Annotated in this window: 15 protein-coding genes; 5 read left to right on the forward strand and 10 right to left on the reverse strand. The window is 68.7% G+C overall.

Annotated features, from left to right (window positions below; all coding sequences use genetic code 11):
* Window positions 1–8 precede the first annotated feature (8 nt).
* The 3 genes from DMH03_RS36525 (at window position 9) to dapC (ending at window position 1,720) form a co-directional block, all read left to right on the forward strand.
* Window positions 9–200 carry a hypothetical protein gene (locus tag DMH03_RS36525; RefSeq protein WP_125796557.1) on the forward strand — a complete coding sequence of 64 codons (192 nt, stop codon included), beginning with the start codon at window positions 9–11 and terminating at the stop codon, window positions 198–200.
* A 111-nt stretch (window positions 201–311) separates the two neighbouring features.
* The gene (gene fdxA / locus DMH03_RS36530) at window positions 312–632 is read left to right on the forward strand and encodes a ferredoxin (RefSeq protein WP_125780827.1); all 321 of its coding nucleotides are present in this window, start codon (window positions 312–314) and stop codon (window positions 630–632) included.
* Window positions 629–1,720 carry a succinyldiaminopimelate transaminase gene (gene dapC / locus DMH03_RS36535; RefSeq protein ID WP_125796558.1) on the forward strand — a complete coding sequence of 364 codons (1,092 nt, stop codon included), beginning with the start codon at window positions 629–631 and terminating at the stop codon, window positions 1,718–1,720. Before fdxA ends, dapC begins: the two co-directional genes overlap by 4 nt.
* Window positions 1,721–1,796: 76 nt before the next feature.
* On the opposite strand, the gene DMH03_RS36540 is transcribed toward dapC, so the two are convergent.
* Window positions 1,797–2,405 carry a TetR/AcrR family transcriptional regulator gene (locus tag DMH03_RS36540; protein WP_125796559.1) on the reverse strand — a complete coding sequence of 203 codons (609 nt, stop codon included), beginning with the start codon at window positions 2,403–2,405 and terminating at the stop codon, window positions 1,797–1,799.
* A 79-nt stretch (window positions 2,406–2,484) separates the two neighbouring features.
* Here DMH03_RS36540 and DMH03_RS36545 point away from each other — a divergent pair, with 79 nt between their 5' ends.
* Window positions 2,485–3,888: an FAD-dependent monooxygenase gene (locus tag DMH03_RS36545; protein ID WP_125796560.1), complete on the forward strand. Its 1,404-nt coding sequence runs from the start codon at window positions 2,485–2,487 to the stop codon at window positions 3,886–3,888.
* On the opposite strand, the gene DMH03_RS36550 is transcribed toward DMH03_RS36545, so the two are convergent.
* The 3 genes from DMH03_RS36550 to DMH03_RS36560 form a co-directional block, all read right to left on the reverse strand.
* Entirely contained in the window at window positions 3,864–4,835 is a 972-nt protein-coding gene (locus DMH03_RS36550; protein ID WP_125796561.1) for a CHAD domain-containing protein, read from the reverse strand. The two genes, DMH03_RS36545 and DMH03_RS36550, sit on opposite strands and share 25 nt — an antisense overlap.
* Before the next feature lie 273 nt (window positions 4,836–5,108).
* Window positions 5,109–6,095, reverse strand: coding sequence for a 2,3,4,5-tetrahydropyridine-2,6-dicarboxylate N-succinyltransferase (gene dapD / locus DMH03_RS36555; RefSeq protein ID WP_125796562.1), 987 nt, complete (start codon window positions 6,093–6,095; stop codon window positions 5,109–5,111).
* A gap of 28 nt (window positions 6,096–6,123) precedes the next feature.
* Entirely contained in the window at window positions 6,124–6,513 is a 390-nt protein-coding gene (locus DMH03_RS36560; protein WP_233611809.1) for a hypothetical protein, read from the reverse strand.
* A gap of 48 nt (window positions 6,514–6,561) precedes the next feature.
* Between DMH03_RS36560 and dapE the strand changes: the two genes are divergently transcribed.
* Window positions 6,562–7,635, forward strand: a complete 1,074-nt coding sequence (dapE, locus tag DMH03_RS36565) for a succinyl-diaminopimelate desuccinylase (protein WP_125796564.1) — start codon at window positions 6,562–6,564, stop codon at window positions 7,633–7,635.
* On the opposite strand, the gene DMH03_RS36570 is transcribed toward dapE, so the two are convergent.
* The 6 genes from DMH03_RS36570 to DMH03_RS36595 form a co-directional block, all read right to left on the reverse strand.
* Entirely contained in the window at window positions 7,628–8,515 is an 888-nt protein-coding gene (locus tag DMH03_RS36570; protein WP_199749164.1) for an aminoglycoside phosphotransferase family protein, read from the reverse strand. The two genes, dapE and DMH03_RS36570, sit on opposite strands and share 8 nt — an antisense overlap.
* The gene (locus DMH03_RS36575) at window positions 8,512–9,765 is read right to left on the reverse strand and encodes a helix-turn-helix transcriptional regulator (protein ID WP_125796565.1); all 1,254 of its coding nucleotides are present in this window, start codon (window positions 9,763–9,765) and stop codon (window positions 8,512–8,514) included. Before DMH03_RS36575 ends, DMH03_RS36570 begins: the two co-directional genes overlap by 4 nt.
* Window positions 9,766–10,055: 290 nt before the next feature.
* A complete protein-coding gene (locus DMH03_RS36580) occupies window positions 10,056–11,111 on the reverse strand; it encodes a chitinase (protein WP_125796566.1) in 1,056 nt (351 codons plus the stop codon).
* A 203-nt stretch (window positions 11,112–11,314) separates the two neighbouring features.
* A complete protein-coding gene (locus DMH03_RS36585) occupies window positions 11,315–12,904 on the reverse strand; it encodes a M28 family peptidase (protein WP_125796567.1) in 1,590 nt (529 codons plus the stop codon).
* Window positions 12,905–12,991: 87 nt separating this feature from the next.
* On the reverse strand, window positions 12,992–15,256 hold the full coding sequence (locus tag DMH03_RS36590; RefSeq protein WP_125796568.1) for a M4 family metallopeptidase: 2,265 nt from the start codon (window positions 15,254–15,256) through the stop codon (window positions 12,992–12,994).
* A gap of 277 nt (window positions 15,257–15,533) precedes the next feature.
* The gene (locus tag DMH03_RS36595) at window positions 15,534–16,847 is read right to left on the reverse strand and encodes a helix-turn-helix transcriptional regulator (protein WP_125796569.1); all 1,314 of its coding nucleotides are present in this window, start codon (window positions 16,845–16,847) and stop codon (window positions 15,534–15,536) included.
* Between the last annotated feature and the right edge of the window lie 34 nt (window positions 16,848–16,881).

The following is a 16,881-nucleotide window of genomic DNA, read 5'->3' on the forward strand; positions in this document are numbered from 1 at the left end:
GGACCCCGATGAGCATCGCGCGCAAGGACGACAGGCACAACGAAGACCTGGTCCGCGAGATCTCCGACGGCTTCAACCGGGCATTGGGCACGGAAAAGGCCGTCGAGAAGGACGCGGAAGCGGCGAAGCCCGCCGCGCCGAAGTTCGTCATCACCGGGGACAGCAGGGCCACTCCGCCGCCGCGCCGGAAAGACCGCTGAAAGCCCATACCCGGGGTACGGAATAAGGGTGGCCTAAGCGGGCCGGTCGCGCCCGTGGGCGCGTAATGTCCGTTGCAGACTGGTGAAGCAGAGATAAAGCAGGAGTGCGCAGTGACCTACGTGATCGCCGAGCCCTGCGTCGACGTGCTCGACAAGGCGTGTATCGACGAGTGCCCCGTGGATTGCATCTACGAGGGTGACCGCATGCTGTACATCCACCCGGACGAATGCGTCGACTGCGGTGCCTGCGAGCCGGTCTGCCCCGTCGAGGCGATCTACTACGAGGACGACGTCCCCGACGAGTGGAACGACTACACCAAGGCCAACGTCGACTTCTTCAACGAACTCGGCTCGCCCGGTGGCGCCTCCAAGGTCGGCAAGACCAGCCACGATCCCGCCTTCATCAAGGCTCTTCCCCCGCAGGGCGAATGAGCCGGGTCGCTCTTCCCGATTTCCCCTGGGACTCCCTCGCCGAAGCCAAGGCGAAGGCCCAGGCGCATCCCGGCGGCATCGTCGATCTGTCGATCGGCACGCCGGTGGACCCGGTCCCCGAGAGCATCCGCGCGGCGCTCGCGTCCGTGTCGGAGATCCCGGGGTACCCGACCACGCACGGGATCCCCGAGCTCAGGGCCGCCGCGATCGACGCGCTTTCGCGGCGGCACGGCATCGAAGGCGTCCCCGAGACGGCCGTGCTGCCGACGATCGGTTCGAAGGAACTGGTCGCGTCGCTGCCGCGGCAACTGGGCTTCGGCCCCGGTGACCTCGTCGTCATCCCCGAGGTGGCATACCCGACCTACGAGGTCGGCGTGCTGCTGGCGGGCGCGACTCTGCTGCGTGCGGACAGCACTTTCGCGCTCGGCCCGCAGCGGCCCTCGATGCTGTGGATCAACTCGCCGTCGAATCCGACGGGACGCGTGCTCGGTGTCGATCACCTGCGCAAGGTCGTCGAATGGGCGCGGGAACGCGATGTCGTCGTGGTCTCCGACGAGTGTTATCTGGCGCTGGGCTGGGAAAGCGAGCCCGTGTCGATCCTGCACCCGTCCGTGCACGGCGGCTCCCTCGACGGCCTGCTGGCCGTCCACTCGCTGTCGAAGTCCGCGAACCTCGCGAGCTACCGGGCCGGGTTCGTCACCGGTGACCCGAAGCTCGTCGCCGGGCTGCTCGAGATCCGCAAGCACTCCGGGCTGATCATGCCGCGGCCGGTGCAGGAGGCCATGGTCGCCGCGCTGAAGGACGACGAAGCGCTTGCCGTGCAACGGGAACGCTACGCACGCCGCCGGCTGGTGCTGCGGAAGGCACTGCTGGACAGCGGTTTCGAGATTTCGCACTCCGAGGCGGGGCTGTATCTCTGGTCCACGCGCGGGGAATCCTCGCTTGACACGGTCGACTGGCTCGCCGATCGCGGCATCCTCGCCGCGCCGGGCACGTTCTACGGGCCGACCGGTGGGCGGCACGTGCGGATCGCTTTGACGGCGACGGACGAGCGGATCGACGCGGCTGTGGAGCGGCTCACTTCCTGATCTTGGCGCGGTTTGCGTCCGGTGCGGCGTGCTATGAACGGTCCTTTCCTTGCAAATTTTGCAAGGAAAGGACCGTTCATAGCACGTCGCGACCGGTGAAACCCCGGTAGATGAACCGCGTCAGCGCCTCGACGGCTTCCTCCTCGGAGACCGACGACGGGTCCAGCAGCCACGTGTGCGCGAAGCCGTTGACGAGTTCGCCCATCATCGCGAGCGAGAGCCGTTCCGACGCCGGTAGTTCCATGCCCGCCGCGGTGATGTACCCGAGGTGGCCGAGGAGGTCCTCCGCCTGATCGGCGCCGAAGCGCGCGAAGGTGCGTGCGAAGTCGTCGCTGACCATCGCCGCCTGGCGCAGCGCGAGCATCGTCGCGGCGTTGTCGCGATGGAAGTTCCAGTACTCGCGGACGTGCCAGCGCACGGCGTCCGGGTCGGTGAAGTCGGCTTTGTGCTCCGGCGAGGACGCGTTGACGTCGCTCGCCGCCGCGAGGTCCGCGAGGAGCGCTTCGAGCAGCTCCTCCTTGCTCGCGAAGTGGTTGTAGAACGAGCCCGCCGCGCGTCCGGCTTCCGCGGTGATGTCGGTGATCTTGGTGTTCAGGTACCCCTTCGCCGCGAAGACGCGCTTCGCCGCGTCCTTGAGCGCGGCCTCGGTCTCCGCCGCCTTCTCCTTGCGGCTCGTCGCCGTCATCGGCACCTCCTTGACACGGAAGGCTAGCAACGCCAAACTGAATTTAGATTCACTGAATCATAATTCACTGGAGGCGAAGATGACCGAGGTACTGATCGCGGGAGCCGGGCCGACCGGGCTCACGCTGGCCATCGACCTCGCGCGCCGCGGCATCGGCGTGCGGATCGTGGAGAAGGCCGAGACGTTCTTCGAGGGCTCGCGTGGTGACGGCCTGCAACCGCGCACGCTGGAGGTCTTCGAGGACCTCGGCGTACTGGACGCGGTGCTGGCCGCCGGACAGCCGCCGGTGCCGATGCGGATCCACCTGGGCGGTGAGGTCGTCGGCGAGCGGATGATGGCCGAACCCGGCGACCCCACCCCGGACGTGCCGTACCCGAACGGTCACTTCCTCGGCCAGTCGCGGACCGAAGGGATCCTGCGGGACCGGCTCGCCGAATTCGGCGTCCAGGTCGAGCTCGGCACGCCCCTGCTCGGTTTCGAGCAGGACGCCGACGGTGTGACGGCCGAGCTGCCCGGCGAGCGGGTGCGGGTCGGCTATCTCGTCGGCGCCGATGGCGGCAAGAGCTTCGTGCGCAAGGCGCTCGGGATCGCGTTCGAGGGCACCACCGACGAGTCGATCCGCATGCTGCTGGGTGACGTCCAGGCGGAGGGTCTCGATCGCGCGTACGGGCATTGGTTCGCGAAGCCGGAGGATCCGATGTCGGGGATCGTGCTCACGCCGCTGCCAGGGGTGCCGCACTTCCAGTTCGGCGCGCCGCTGGGCGAGGAAGAGGTCGAGGCGTCACTGGAGACGTTGCAGTCCCGGCTCGACGAGCTGTCCGGGGGCGGCGTCCGATTGCACGATCTCGCCTGGTCGACGGTGTGGCGACCCAACATCCGGCTCGCCGCGCGGTTCCGGGACGGCCGCGTGTTCCTCGCCGGCGACGCGGCGCACGTCCATCCGCCGACCGGTGGCCAGGGCCTCAACACCGGCGTCCAGGACGCGTACAACCTGGGCTGGAAGCTCGCCGACGGTTCACCTGAGCTGCTCGACAGCTACGAGCCCGAGCGGCGCGGGGTCGCCGCGAGAGTGCTGAAGATCAGCACCGAAATCCTCGAGAAGTACAAGAACGGCTCGGAAGACGCGCACGAGCGCGGCGAGAACACGCGTCAGCTCGACATCGGGTATCGCGGCGGCCCGCTCGCACCCGCGGCGACCGGCCGGATCCGGCCCGGTGACCGCGCGCCGGACGCGCCGCTGAAGGACGCGAACGGCAAGTCCGTCCGGCTGTTCGAGCTGCTGCGCGGACCGCAGGCGACCGTGCTGGTGTTCGGGGACGGTCCGGCTCCCGAAGGCGCGCGGCGGATCCTGCCCGCGGGCAGCGCACTGTCCGATGTGGACTTCGAGGACGTCGGCGGGCATGCCTTCGCGGCGTATGAAGCCGAAAACGGGCGGCAGGTGCTGATCCGCCCGGACGGCTATGTCCGCGAAATCACTGCCTGAGCGGCCTCGTCGACCTCCACCCAGACGTCGCGCCACACGGCTCGGACCTCGGCGCGGCGCAGCAGTTCCTTCTCCGCGACCCGGCCCGCGATGAAGGCGAGTTCGGTGTCGGTCGTGTTTAAGGCTCCTCGCATTCGATCGGCGGCGACGCAGGCGTCTTGATGGTCCCCGAGGACGGTCTGGAAGTTCTTCGTGGCCTTGATCAGCCGCTGGATCCGCTCCGCTTGCTTCTTCTTCGCGGCGGGCTTGGCCATCTCGGCGGCGTAGCGGAGTTTCTTGCCGTAGATGCGAAGCGCGTGAAGGTCATCGTCCGGAGGATCGGCGGGAAGCGCCTTCACGGCCTTCGCGAGCTTTCGATGCGGCTTCGCGAGACCGGCGACCAGATCCGCGGAAGTGGACTCGGCGCCGAAAGTGGGTTCTTCAGCGTCGGGCTGCCGGGCGAGACGGCCGATGTCCTGCAACATCGAGGCATACCGCGGGCTGGCGAGCGCACGGGTGAGCCGCCGCTTCGCGCCGCCGCGTTCGGTGACGAACTTCGAGACCAGACGGCGCGCGGCAGGCTGGTCGCGCACCTCGAATTCGGCGACGACCTCGCGGAGATGACCGATCAGGACGTCGTAGTCGCGGACGTCGCCGAGGGACTGGCCGAGCCAGCCGAGTTCGGCGCGCACGGGCTCGGCGTCGGGGCCGACGAGGCGGCCCGAGAGCTTGAGGACGCTCCGCATGCGACGCAGCGCGACCCGCATCTGGTGCAGGTCTTCGGGGTCGGCACCGGATTTGGTGCCCGGTTCGTGCGCGAGGAGCGCGCGGACCTCGACGTCGAGTTTGACCCGGACGTGGGTGGCCGCCGGATCGTCCGGCCCGGCTTGCGCGGGGCGGTCACCGAGCCCGAGCGCGGCCGGTGTGGTCGAAGGGGCGTTCTTGCGCGGCGGGGCCTCGGCTGTCACAAGATGAATTCTAGGTGAACCGGCAAGGTGGTCCAGGCCGTGAGAGAAGCAAGGGACCTTTGCTCTCGCTCTCCGGGGGAGAGTGATAGCAAAGGTCCCTTGCTCTCTTTTGCGCGTGCGCCGTGCCCTCGCCGATGCAATGAAAGGCTCCTTCCTTGCAAATTTGGCAAGGAAGGAGCCTTTCATTGCACGCGTGACCCGGGCTTGCGACACCCAGCCACACCCCAGGGAGACCCGGGCGATAGCAAAGGTCCCTTGCTCTCTTTTCGCAGGTCAGTTGGCGTGCAGGGCCGCGTTCAGCTCGATGCCGACGCCGGTACGCGCGACGACCTCGACGGCGCCGGTCCCGGAGTTCCGCCGGAACACCGCGCCCGAGATGCCGGACAGCTCCAGCGCCTTCACGACCTTGCCCTCGAAGGTGACCTTCGTGCCGGCCGTGACGTAGAGGCCCGCTTCGACCACCGAGTCGTCGCCGAGCGAGATGCCGATGCCGCCGTTCGCGCCGATCAGGCAGCGCTCGCCGATCGAGATGGTCTCCTTGCCGCCGCCGGACAGCGTGCCCATGATCGACGCGCCGCCGCCGACGTCGGAGCCGTCGCCGACCACGACGCCCGCCGAGATCCGGCCTTCCACCATGGAGGCGCCGAGCGTGCCGGCGTTGAAGTTGATGAAGCCCTCGTGCATGACGGTGGTGCCGTTGGCCAGGTGCGCGCCGAGGCGGGCGCGGTCGGCGTCGGCGAGGCGGACGCCGGTCGGCATGACGTAGTCCACCATTCGCGGGAACTTGTCCACGCTGTAGACGGTGACGTTGCCGCGCGACCGCAACCGCAGCCGGGTCGCCTCGAAGCCCTCGACGGGGCACGGCCCGTAGTTGGTCCACACGACGTTCGCCAGCAGGCCGAACATGCCGTCGAGGCTCGCGCCGTGCGGCCGGATCAGGCGGTGCGACAGCAGGTGAAGGCGCAGGTAGACGTCGTGCGTGTCGCCGGGGGCGTCGACGAGGCGGGCGATGGTCGTGCGGACCGCGACGACCTCGACACCGCGGTCGGTGTCCGGGCCGAGCTCGGCGGCGGCGGCCTCGCCGAGGGCCTCGGAGGCCTCTTCGGCGGTCAGCCGCACCGTGCCGGCCTTGCTGTCGGTGCCGTCGATCAGCTTCGGCAGCGGGAACCAGGTGTCCAGCACCGTGCCGTCGGTCGTGACGGTGGCCAGTCCGACGCCGGTGGCGCCGGTCGTTTCGGGATCAGGGGTCTGCTCGCTCACGTCCTGAACGGTAACCCAGTGACCCGTGTCAACCGCCGACGAGGCTCTTCACACTGGTCAGCGCCGTCGCCATGTCGGCGAGTGCCTGGCCGCACGGTCCGCCGGGAGCCGCTTGGTCCTGGCAGTTCGCGGTGCGGAACGCGGCGATCGGGCGATCGAGGACGTCGGCGTGCGACGACAGGTCCGGCCTGCGCTTGCGGACGGTGCCCGCGGCGCTGGAGAGTTCGGTGACGTACTTCTGGCAGCCCTTCGGCGACTCGGTCCCCGGCGCCAGATAGCACTGGTCGGTGGTCAGCGCCTTGAGTTTGATCGGCAGCACGTCCGGCCCGGTGCTCTGGGTCGGCCGGACCTTCACCGGGACTTCGCCCGATCCGCAGCCGCTGAGTACCAGGAGGAGGGCGACCAAGATCGTTCGCATGCGCACTCCTTCACGGTAGCCCCGGGCCCCCGGCGGTACGGTGCGGGCATGCCTTCGCTCGATCTGCACGCCGATCCCGTCGACCTCACCGCCGCGCTGGTGGACATCTTCAGTGTCTCGGAAGAGGAGAAGGTCATCGCGGACACCGTGCAGGCCGCGCTCCAGGCGCAGGCGCCGCATCTCGAGGTGGTCCGCAACGGTGACGCGGTCCTCGCGCGCACGAACCTCGGCCGCCCTTCGCGGGTGTTGCTTGCCGGGCATCTCGACACCGTTCCGGTCAACGACAACATGCCCGTGCGTCGTGAGGGGGCCGGTGACGACGAGATCCTGCACGGTTTGGGCACCGTCGACATGAAGAGCGGCGACGCCGTCTTCCTCCACCTCGCCGCCGCCCTCCGCGAGCCGAGGCACGACATCACCTTCGTGTTCTACGACTGCGAAGAGATCGATGCGGCGAAGAACGGCCTCGGCCGCATCGAGCGCGAGCTGCCCGAGTGGTTGCAGGCCGACCTCGCGATCCTCGGCGAACCGTCGAACGGCGGGATCGAGGGTGGTTGCCAGGGCACGATGCGGATCGAGATCCGCGTCGACGGCGTCCGGGCGCACACCGCGCGCGGCTGGATGGGCGTCAACGCGATCCACGGCCTCGCCGAACCGCTGCGCAGGCTGGCCGAGTACACGCCGAGGGTGGTCGACATCGACGGTTTGACCTATCGCGAAGGCTTGCAGGCCACGAAGATCGGCGGCGGTGTCGCGGGCAACGTCGTACCGGACGCGGCCGTGCTCACGATCAACCACCGGTTCGCGCCCGACCGCTCGTCCGAGGAGGCCGAGGCGCACCTTCGCGACGTCTTCGAGGGCTACGACGTCAAGGTTGTCGACTTGTCGCCAGGTGCCCTGCCCGGTCTGAGCGCCCCGGCGGCGGCCGAACTGGTCGCCGCGGCCGGGGGCAAGGCGGTCGCGAAGCTGGGCTGGACCGACGTCGCGCGCTTCGCGGCTCTCGGGATTCCGGCGGTCAACTTCGGACCGGGCGACCCGACGCTGGCGCACACCCGGCAGGAGAACGTCCGCGCGGGCGAGATCCGGCAGGTGACCGCGGTGCTGCGCGCGTTCCTCAGCTGATCAGGGCGAGCAGCTCGTCGAGCGCCTGCTCCGGGCCGCCATAGGTCAGGTGCGAGATGGCGAACATCGGGGCGACCACCCGGCTCCAGGCGTACAACCGGTCCCCGTCGAGCCCGCAGGCGTCCGCCACCGAATGGCAACGGGCCTCGACGCCTTCGTGCCCGGCGCCGCTCACCACGTAGTCGACGGCGTCGAAGCACGGATCACCCACGCACGCCTTCGGATCGATCGCGATCAGGCCGCGCGAGCCGCTGTCCAAGGCGTTGCCGAGATGCAGATCGCCGTGGAGCAACACGACGCCGGACTGGGTGTCCAGCAACTTCTCGCAGCGCTCGATCGCCAGCTGCCAGGTGTCCGCGCCGATCCTGGCGGCGATGGCCGGTTCGGTGATCCGCTTGCCGATCCGGGCGAAGGACTCCTCGAACCGGCCGCGCAGGCTCCACGGCCAGTCCGCGGGCGGGGCGACGGAATGCAGGGCGGTCAGCAAGTTTCCCCAAAGCCCCGGCAGGGTCGGCAGCGGCAGGTCCTCGGCCGGGGTGCCCGGGCGGATCTCCTCCAGCACCATCGCGCCGGCGTCCGCGTCGGCGGCCAGCACGGCGGGCACCCGGCCCGTCGGCGCGAACACCCCCAGCATTTCGAGCTGTTTGGTCAGCAGCGGGCCATCCGGGCTGAGTTTGAGGACCGCCGGTGTCCCGTCGGTCCATCGGCAGCGCAGCACGACGGACGAGGCGCCGCTGTCGAAGATCTCGCCGGGCACGAAGCCCCATCGGGACGCCAGCCGCTCGACGAGGGCCGGGACACCGGCGAGCCATCCTTCGGCGTCAGCGCCGAATCGGCCCACCAGACGGGTGTTGAGATCTTCCAAGTCCACTTCGGTCACTTCGCGATGTCCTCTTCGGCGCCTAGCAGTAGTAGTCCACGCCGCAGCAGGTCTGCGGCCTCTTCGGTGCGTCCTTGGTCGAGAAGCAGCTCTCCCGCTTTGTCGATCGAAGCGGCCAAGACGCCGCGTGCGTCGCGGAGCGCGGCCACGTCGATGGCGCGCGCGAAGCCCGCTTCGGCTGCTTCGAGGTCTCCGCGGGCCAGAGCCAGCGAGCCTTGCTGGAACGTGAGTGACGCGGAGAGCGGCGAGTCCGCGGGGATGGCTTCGGTCGCTTCGGAGAGTAGCGCGGCGGCGTCGTCGAGACGACCGAGTTCGCGGCAGACGTCGGCCAGTTCCAGGGTGACGGCGTGATCGGGCGCGGCCGCCCTTGACGCGCGAAGGTCCGCGAGCGCGCCTTCGAGGTCGTCGGCACGACGGACCAGAGCCCGTGCAAACAGACACCGGGCCAGCACCGGCCGCAGGGCGCGCTCGTGGAGCAGATCGTGCAGCACCGACACGGCGGCGACGGCGTCGGCCACCCGTCCTTCAGCGAGGTAGGCCTCGGTCAACCGGCGCTGGTGATCGGTGAGTTCGGCCAGGATCTCCTCGCCGCCGCGAGCCAGCCGCAGCGCCTCGCTCGCGTGCTGCGCGGCCTGAGCGGTCTCGCCGAGGCGGGAGTGCCCTTCGGCGAGGTACGCCCGCAGGGTCAGGAGGAGCAGCGGATGCGGATAGCCGTCGAGGCTCGCGTCGAGCGCGGTCCGGAGCAGGTGCATCGCGTGATGCGGCTCGCCCCGGCCGATCAGGACGTTCGCCCGCAGCGCGGCGGCCAGTTCGCGATACGGCGGGATGTCGTCGCCGAGAGCGGCTTCGGCGGCGGCGACCCATCGCGGCTGGGCGTCGCCTTCGGTGAACCGCGCGAGCCACAGCCAGGCGAGCCCGGCCTGGCGAGCACGGCCGATCTTCTCGGCCCGCCGAGCCAGCCGCCGCATCTTCGGAGCCGAGCCGTTCCCCGCGAGGAAGTCCGACGCGGCCGACGCGATGTCCAGATCGAGCCGGACGTCGTCACGCGGCGAGGTCACGCCGAGCAGTTCGCCGGTGTCCACCCCGAGCCGCGCGGCGAAATGACGCAACGCGTCACCGGACGGCGTCCGCGCGCCCGTCTCGACGGACGAAACGTAGGCGGCGGTGTAGTGCGGCTCGGCGAGTTCACGCTGGGTGAGGCCACGTTCGGCGCGCAGCCGCCGCAACCGTCCGCCGACCTCGTCGTCCATGCCCGGGAACGATACGGGCGGGCGCGCCGAAAGGTCACGCACGAGGTCGGGCACCGGCTCGGGCGCGGCAACGAGAAATGTCCCATGCCGATCCCGAGCGGCGAATCGTGAGTTACGCCCTCGATCACGCGAGTTCCGCCTCTGATCACGTGAGTTCGCCGGTTCCGTATGGCGAGCCCGCGTGACCGAACTCGTAACTCGCGTGATCGGACGGCGAACTCGCGTGATTGAAGGCGTAACTCACGTGATCAGACGGACGACACGCGTGATCAGACGGACGACACGAGGGGTCAGCGGCCCTGCAGCGACTTCACGTTCTGCCCGAAGGTCCAGTTTCGCGAACCGTCCCAGTTGAGCGACCAGGTCATCAGGCCCTTGAGTCCTGGGATGCTGCGGTACGCCTGGGAGACCAGGCTCGGCGACATGTAGCCGCCACCGGCGCCCGCCTGCGCGGGCAGGCCCGGAGCCTGCTTGTCATAGGGCACCCGGATCGTCTGGCCCTGGATCACCAGGCCCTTGTCGAGGCAGTTGGTCTGCGCCACGAAGCCCTGAACCGTGCCGGCCTGGTACGAATCGCCGGAGCAGCCGTACATGCTTCCGTTGTAGTACTGCATGTTCAGCCACCACAGCCTGCCGTTGTCCGCGTACTTCTTGATGATCGGCAGGTACGCGCCCCAGATCGAGCCGTAGACGACGCTGCCGCCGGTGACGTACGCGGTCTCGGGCGCCATCGTGAGCCCGAAGTTCGGCGGCATCGCGGCGAGCACGCCGTCGATGATGCGGATGAGGTTCTTCTGCGACGCGGAAAGCGTGGTGATGTTCCCGCTGCCGACGAGGCCGGTTTCGATGTCGATGTCGATTCCGTCGAAGTTGTACTTCTTCAGGATCGGCACGATGGTCGCGATGAATTTGTCCGCCACGGTTGCCGAGTTCAGGTCGATTCCCGCGGTGGCGCCGCCGATCGACATCAGGATCGTCGCGCCCGCGTCCTTGGCGGCGCACATTTCGGCGGGGGTCGCGACCTTCACAGTCGCGTCCATCCCGTCCTCCCATTTGGCCGTTCCGTCGGACAGGATGACCGGAAAGGCGGCGTTGAGCACGTTGTACCCGTTGGCTTTGATGCGGGCGTCGGTGATCGGGATCCAGCCGAGCGGCGGGTGGACGCCGTTCGAAGCGCCGTCCCAGTTCTCCCAATAGCCTTGCAGGACCTTGCCCGCCGGCTTCGATTTGACCGCGCAGACCTCGGCGTCCACCGCGGCCTGTGCCGGGCTCAGGACGACGAGCGTGGTGACGGCGAGTACCGCCGCGCCGGTGATTGCGAGCAGCCGTGAGACGCGACCGAACATACCCAGCTCCCATCTCGAAAGCGGTTTGAACGAACAGGAAGCGGCCGTTCGGCTCAACATAGGTCGCCGCGCACGAGTGGCGCTACCGACGATCGGGTGGTCTAGACCAGATATCGAAAAGTTGTCCGCGAATCCCTCTCACGCACGAAGGCCATCCCACGAGGCCGGGTGTCCTCGTGAGATGGCCTTCGCCATTCGGATGGTCAGACGGTGATGGTCCAGCTGTCGAGCGTGCCGGTGTCCTGCGCGTAGGCGTCGTAAAGCACGAGCGTCCAAGTGCCGGAAGCGGCTTCGTTGGTCACCGGCACCGAGTACGTCCTGGTACCGAGATCGGTGCAGGGCAGGGAACCGGTGGCCTTGACCGAATACGTGCTGCCGTCGGGGGCCTTCAGGCTGATCCGGAGGTCCTCGGAGCAGGTGTGCGTCCCGGTGATCGACACCTTGACCGGCGAGGTCGCCGTACCCGTCGCGCTGGACGTGATCGGGCTGTTGACCGTCGCGTAGTCGTTCAGCGCGAAGTCGGTGCCGTTGGTGAACGTGCGCACGCTGACGTCGCCGACGGTGAGCGTGTACTGCGCGGTGCGGTCCACCGAGGTCCCGTCACCGGTCACCGTGATCGTGCTGGTGCCGTTGGGAGTGCTCGCCGACGTCGCGATGGTGAGTGTCGAGGAACCGCCCGACTGCACCGAAGCGGGGTTGAACGTCGCGGTCGCCCCGGCGGGAAGACCGGCGGCACTCAGCGAAACCGCTTGCGCCGCACCGGAAGTCGTCGTGGTGTTGACCGTGACGGTCGCCGACTGTCCCGCTTGGACGGTGCCGGAGGCAGGCGAAAGGCCGATCGAGAAGTCGGGGCCCGTCGACGTGCCGACGGCGAGCTTCCAGACCGCGTAGCCGATCGCGTCGCCGTTCTTCTCCAGCGGGGTGTCCGGGATGTTGGACAGCGTGTCGCAGGCGCGGTGGTAGCAGCTGTCGAACGCCCTTCCCGCGGTGCCGCCCCATTTCTGTTGCTGCGCGGCGCTCTTCGTGTATCCGGCACCGGTCGCGAGACCGCCGACCGGGATGCCCGCGCTCTTGAACGACGCGTGGTCCGAACGGCCGTCGCCCTCGGTGTCACCCTCGGTCTGGATGCCGATCGTCCTGAAGTACTCGTCGAACACCGCCTTGACCGAAGCGACGTCGTCATAGACGAAGTAGCCCCAGTTGTCGGAGCCGATCATGTCGAAGTTCAGGTAGGTCTTGATCTTCGTGCGCTCGGTCTGCGGCAGGCTGTTGACGTAGAACTTCGAGCCGCGCAGGCCGGACTCCTCGTCGGCCCACCAGCCGAAGCGGACCCGCTTGGCCATGGTGGGGTTCTCGCGGGCCAGGGTCAGCGCGACTTCGAGGATCGAAGCCGAACCCGAGCCGTTGTCGTTGATACCGGGGCCGGCGCTCACGCTGTCGAGGTGCGCGCCGAGCATGATGACCTGGTTGGCGTCACCCTGCGGCCATTCCGCGATGATGTTCTGGTTCGAACCCGCGCAGCTCGTGCAGGACTGCAAGGTGACGTTGTAGCCGGCGTCGCGCAGCTTCTGTGCCACATAGGAAACCGACGCCGGGTAGCCCGGCCGTCCGGACGCGCGGTTGCCGCCGTTCTGGTTGGCGATCGTCTGCAACGCGCTCAGATGCGCCTTGACGTTGGCGAGCGAGATGTCCGGTGCGGCGGCGGCCGTGACCGCCTGCGCGGGCGCCGTGACGACACCCAGTACGGCGGCCATGCCGACGACGGCCGCTCCTAATCGCTTTCCCCACTTCATGCCGGGGTATTCCTTTCTCGGGCGGGCCGTGAAGGCCTCCTTCCCTACTCTCAAGGTAGGCAAGGAGGCCTTCACGGAACGGGGGAGCTAGACGGTGATCGACCAGCTGCTGAGCGTGCCGGTGTCCTGCGCGTAGGCGTCGTAGACCACGAGGGTCCAAGTGCCCGCCGCGACTTCGTTGGTCACGTTGACCGAGTAGTTCCGGGTGCCCAGATCGGTGCAGGGCAGGGAACCGGTGGCCTTGACCGAATACGTGCTGCCGTCGGGGGCCTTCAGGCTGATGCGAAGGTCCTCGGAGCAGGTGTGCGTCCCGGTGACCGTCACCTTGACCGGCGACACCGCGTTGCCGGTCGCGGTCGAGGTGATCGGGCTGTTCACCGTGGCGTAGTCGTTCAGCGCGTAATCGGTGTCGTTGCTGTAGGTGCGCACGTCACCGCCGGTGCCGACGGTCAGCTTGTACTGCGCGGTGCGCGCGCCGCTGGTCCCGGTACCGGTCACCGTGATGGTGCTGGTGCCGTCGGGGGTGCTCGCCGACGTCGCGATGGTGAGCGTCGAGGAGGCGCCGGACTGCACCGAGGCCGGGTCGAACGTCGCGGTCGCGCCCGTGGGGAGGCCGCTCGCGGTCAGCGAAACCGACTGCGCCGCACCGTTGGTGGTCGCGGTGTTCACCGCGACCGTTGCCGACTCGCCCGGCTTGACGGAACCCGCCGCCGGCGTGACGCCGACCGAGAAGTCGTCGCCCTGCGGGGTGCACGAGGCGGGCTCGCCGGTCGCCGCGGTGACGCTGATCGCGTTCCACGCCGCCTTGGTGGTGTTGAACTCGGTGCAGGAACCCGGGTACAGCGCGAGCGCCGCTTCCAGGGTGGCCTTGCGGGCCGCCTTGTGGTTCCAGCTGGAGGTCTTCTTCAGCAGGCCGTTGTAGAAGATCTTGCCTGCCTTCTGGATGCCGATCCCGGTGATCGAGGTGCTGTTGCAGGTCGGGCTGGCGGGCTTGCCCACCGGCGCGGTGCCCTCGGCGAGCAGGTAGAACCAGTGGTTCTGCGGGCCGGCGGCGGCGTGCACCTCGGTGTTCGGGATGGACGACGAGTAGCAGTCGGGGTTGCCGGAGATCCTGCTCGGCTGGTTCATGTAGCGGATCGGCCCGCGGCCGACCAGGTTCACGCCCTCGCCGACGTCGTAGTCGGGGACGTCCTTGGCGTTGTTGGCGTAGTGCTCGGTGATGGCACCGAAGATGTCACCGGTGGACTCGTTGAGGCCGCCGTTCTCGTTGCCGCTGCCCGCGCCGCCCGGCGTGGTCTGGAAGATGGCGTGGCCGTACTCGTGCGCGACGACGTCCATCGGGGTGGCCTGGCGCTGGCTGTCCGACGAGCGACCGTAGGTGGTCGAGGAGCCGTTCCAGTAGGCGTTGGCCTGGTTGAGGCCGACGTAGGCGGGGAAGCCGCCGCCGTTGCCGTTGATGCCGTTGCGGCCGAGCCATTCGCCCAGCATCTTCCACTCGGTCTGGACGCCGAAGAGGGCGTCGACACAGGCGGTTTCCAGGTCGGTGCCGGAGCCGTTGCCCCAGTTGTCGTCCGGTCCGCTGAAGGGCGAGCCGTTCTGGCGGGCACAGCTGATGTTGGTGCGCTGCGGGTCACGCATCGTGTACGTGCCGCCGGAGTTCGTCGTGTCGATCGCGACGTTGCCGACGTAGTAGCTGTTCCCGGCGCCCAGCGTGCCGACCTCGTTCGACGTGGTCTGCGCGGCGGCCGGGAAGTTGGACATCTTGACGTCGTCACGGGTTTCGAGAACCGCGCCGGTGGCGCCGTCCACGAACACGTGCAGGTTGCTCGGGGTGGTCGCCTTGGTCCCGGCGACGACGACCTCGTAGGCGAGCTTGGGCGAGTTCCCCGCCAGCACGACGAGCTTCGGCGCGACGACACTGTCTACTTTGGACAGCTGGCCGCGGGCGACCTCGGCCGCCTTCGCCGCGGTGATCTTGGCCTTGGTGTCGACCGAGATCGCGGCCGTCTCGGCGGCGCTGGTGCCGCGGACGCGTCCGGCGCCGTCGGCGACCACCACCGCGTCCCCGCCGACCACCGGCAGGCCACGGTAGGTTCGTTCGTAAGCGGCGTAGAAGAGTCCGCCGCCACCCGGGGTCAGCCCGACGCGACGGAAGCCTTCCTGTGCCCCCTTCCGCAAGTGGTCCACACCGGCCGCGGCGGCCTGGTCGGCCGCGCTCGCGGCCACGGCGTCGGGGCTCGCGGGTTGAAGGGTGGCGGTGGTCGCGTTCGCCGGGGTCACCGGGAACGTCATGCTCAGGGCAAGGCCGGCGACAGCCGCCAACCCTGTTCTGAGCCCTCGCTGAACGGTCATGGGAAACCTTCCATGGGCAGGACCGGGTACCCGTCAGGCCCTTGGCGCGGCGGGGAATGGGACCGGAGCGGTACACGGCGGGGGACGGGGAGCGTGCCCATTCGGATAACTGGAGTTATCCCGATGGACACGTCCGAGTAAAGGAGGCCGGTCACAAGGGCGTCAATGGGCCGGATGGCCTAGCGGAGCGGGTGAAGATCGACATGCAGGGAATGAAATGCCTGTGTAGTAAGAGTTTTCCCGCCATATGCGATATATGGCGACTTTCGTATGGTTTTCAGCCGGTCGGCCCGGAATCGGACATAGCGGCCGCGCGCACGCCACGCCGATAGGCCTCCGCCGCCTCTTCGATTAATCCGCGAGCGCGCAATGTGTCGCCCAAATGCAGTGAGGTGGCGACGAGCGCGCCACGCAGCTCCGACTTTTCCTGTGCGGTGGCGGCTTCTTCGAGCAACGCGGTCGCCTCCGGCAGATCGCCGCGGGCGCGCGCGATGAGTCCCAGTAGCCGGAGAACCTCCGCCCTGGCTTCGATGTCGGGGGATCGATCCAGAAGCGGCCGGATTCCCTCGGCGAGTTCGGTGGCCTCGTCGAGTTCCCCTTGGCGGCGGCGGACGTCGGCGAGTTCGATGGTCGCGCCGAGTACGCCTTCCCGCGATCCGGCCTTGGCCAAGAGATCGCGTGCAAGTTGCAATTCGGCGTGTGCTTCGTCGAGTTTGCCCAGCCGCCGCCACAGGAAGCCGCGTGCCCAGCGGCTCCGGGCGGCGTCACGGTCGTAGCCGAGGGAAGTGAACAGCCGCAGTGCCCGTGAAAGATCCTTTTCCGCGCGGTCGACCAGGCCGATCTCCTGCCACAGTTGCGCCGCCTGCCGGTGGTACCGCGCGGAGATGTCCTTGCGCCGGGCGGAAGCGAGCGCGCGATGCCCTTCTTCGGCGGCCCGCCGGGCGCGGCGGAGCGCGCCCATTTCGATGAGCGGATGGATCAGCGCGGTCACCAGCGCCAGTTCGGCGTCGGGATCGACGGGTTCCTCGGCACGGAGTGCGGCGAGCGCGGTTTCGACGAGTGCGACCGACGCGCCAAGATCCCCCGACAGCGCGCGGCAGGCGGCAACCCGGTTGACGATCATCGCGCGCAGCCGGGGCGACGCGGTGCCGGCGAGTTCCATGGCGTGGGCGAAACCCTTGTCCGCCAACGGAATGTCATAGCGCTGCCACTGCACTTCGCCGAGATAGAACCGCGCGTGGCACTGGACGTCCGGTAGCCGGTACTCCGCCGCTCGCCGTTCCACGCGGGTGAATTCGCGTTCGGCGGCTTCGAGTCCGCCTTTCTGCAACTCGCGATATGCGGTTTCGAGCGCGTCGGTGAGTTCCTCGGCGGCGCCCGCCGGCCTGCCGAAGCGGAGTTCGTCCGCGGTGAGGCCGAGCCGTCGCGCGAGATGGCTCAGTACGTCGTCCGAAGGCAGGCGCCCGCCCGACTCGACCTTGGCGAGGAAGCCGCGGTCGTAGCGGGGTTCGGCGAGCTCACGCTGAGTCAGCCCGCGTGCCCGGCGCAACCGCCGGATCCGCGCGCCGAGTGGTTCCGCCCCGGACGGCATCGATCCACGGTAGACGATTTCCCGGCGAGGATCC

The sequence above is a fragment of the Amycolatopsis sp. WAC 01376 genome (assembly GCF_003947415.1).
Lineage (GTDB): Bacteria > Actinomycetota > Actinomycetes > Mycobacteriales > Pseudonocardiaceae > Amycolatopsis.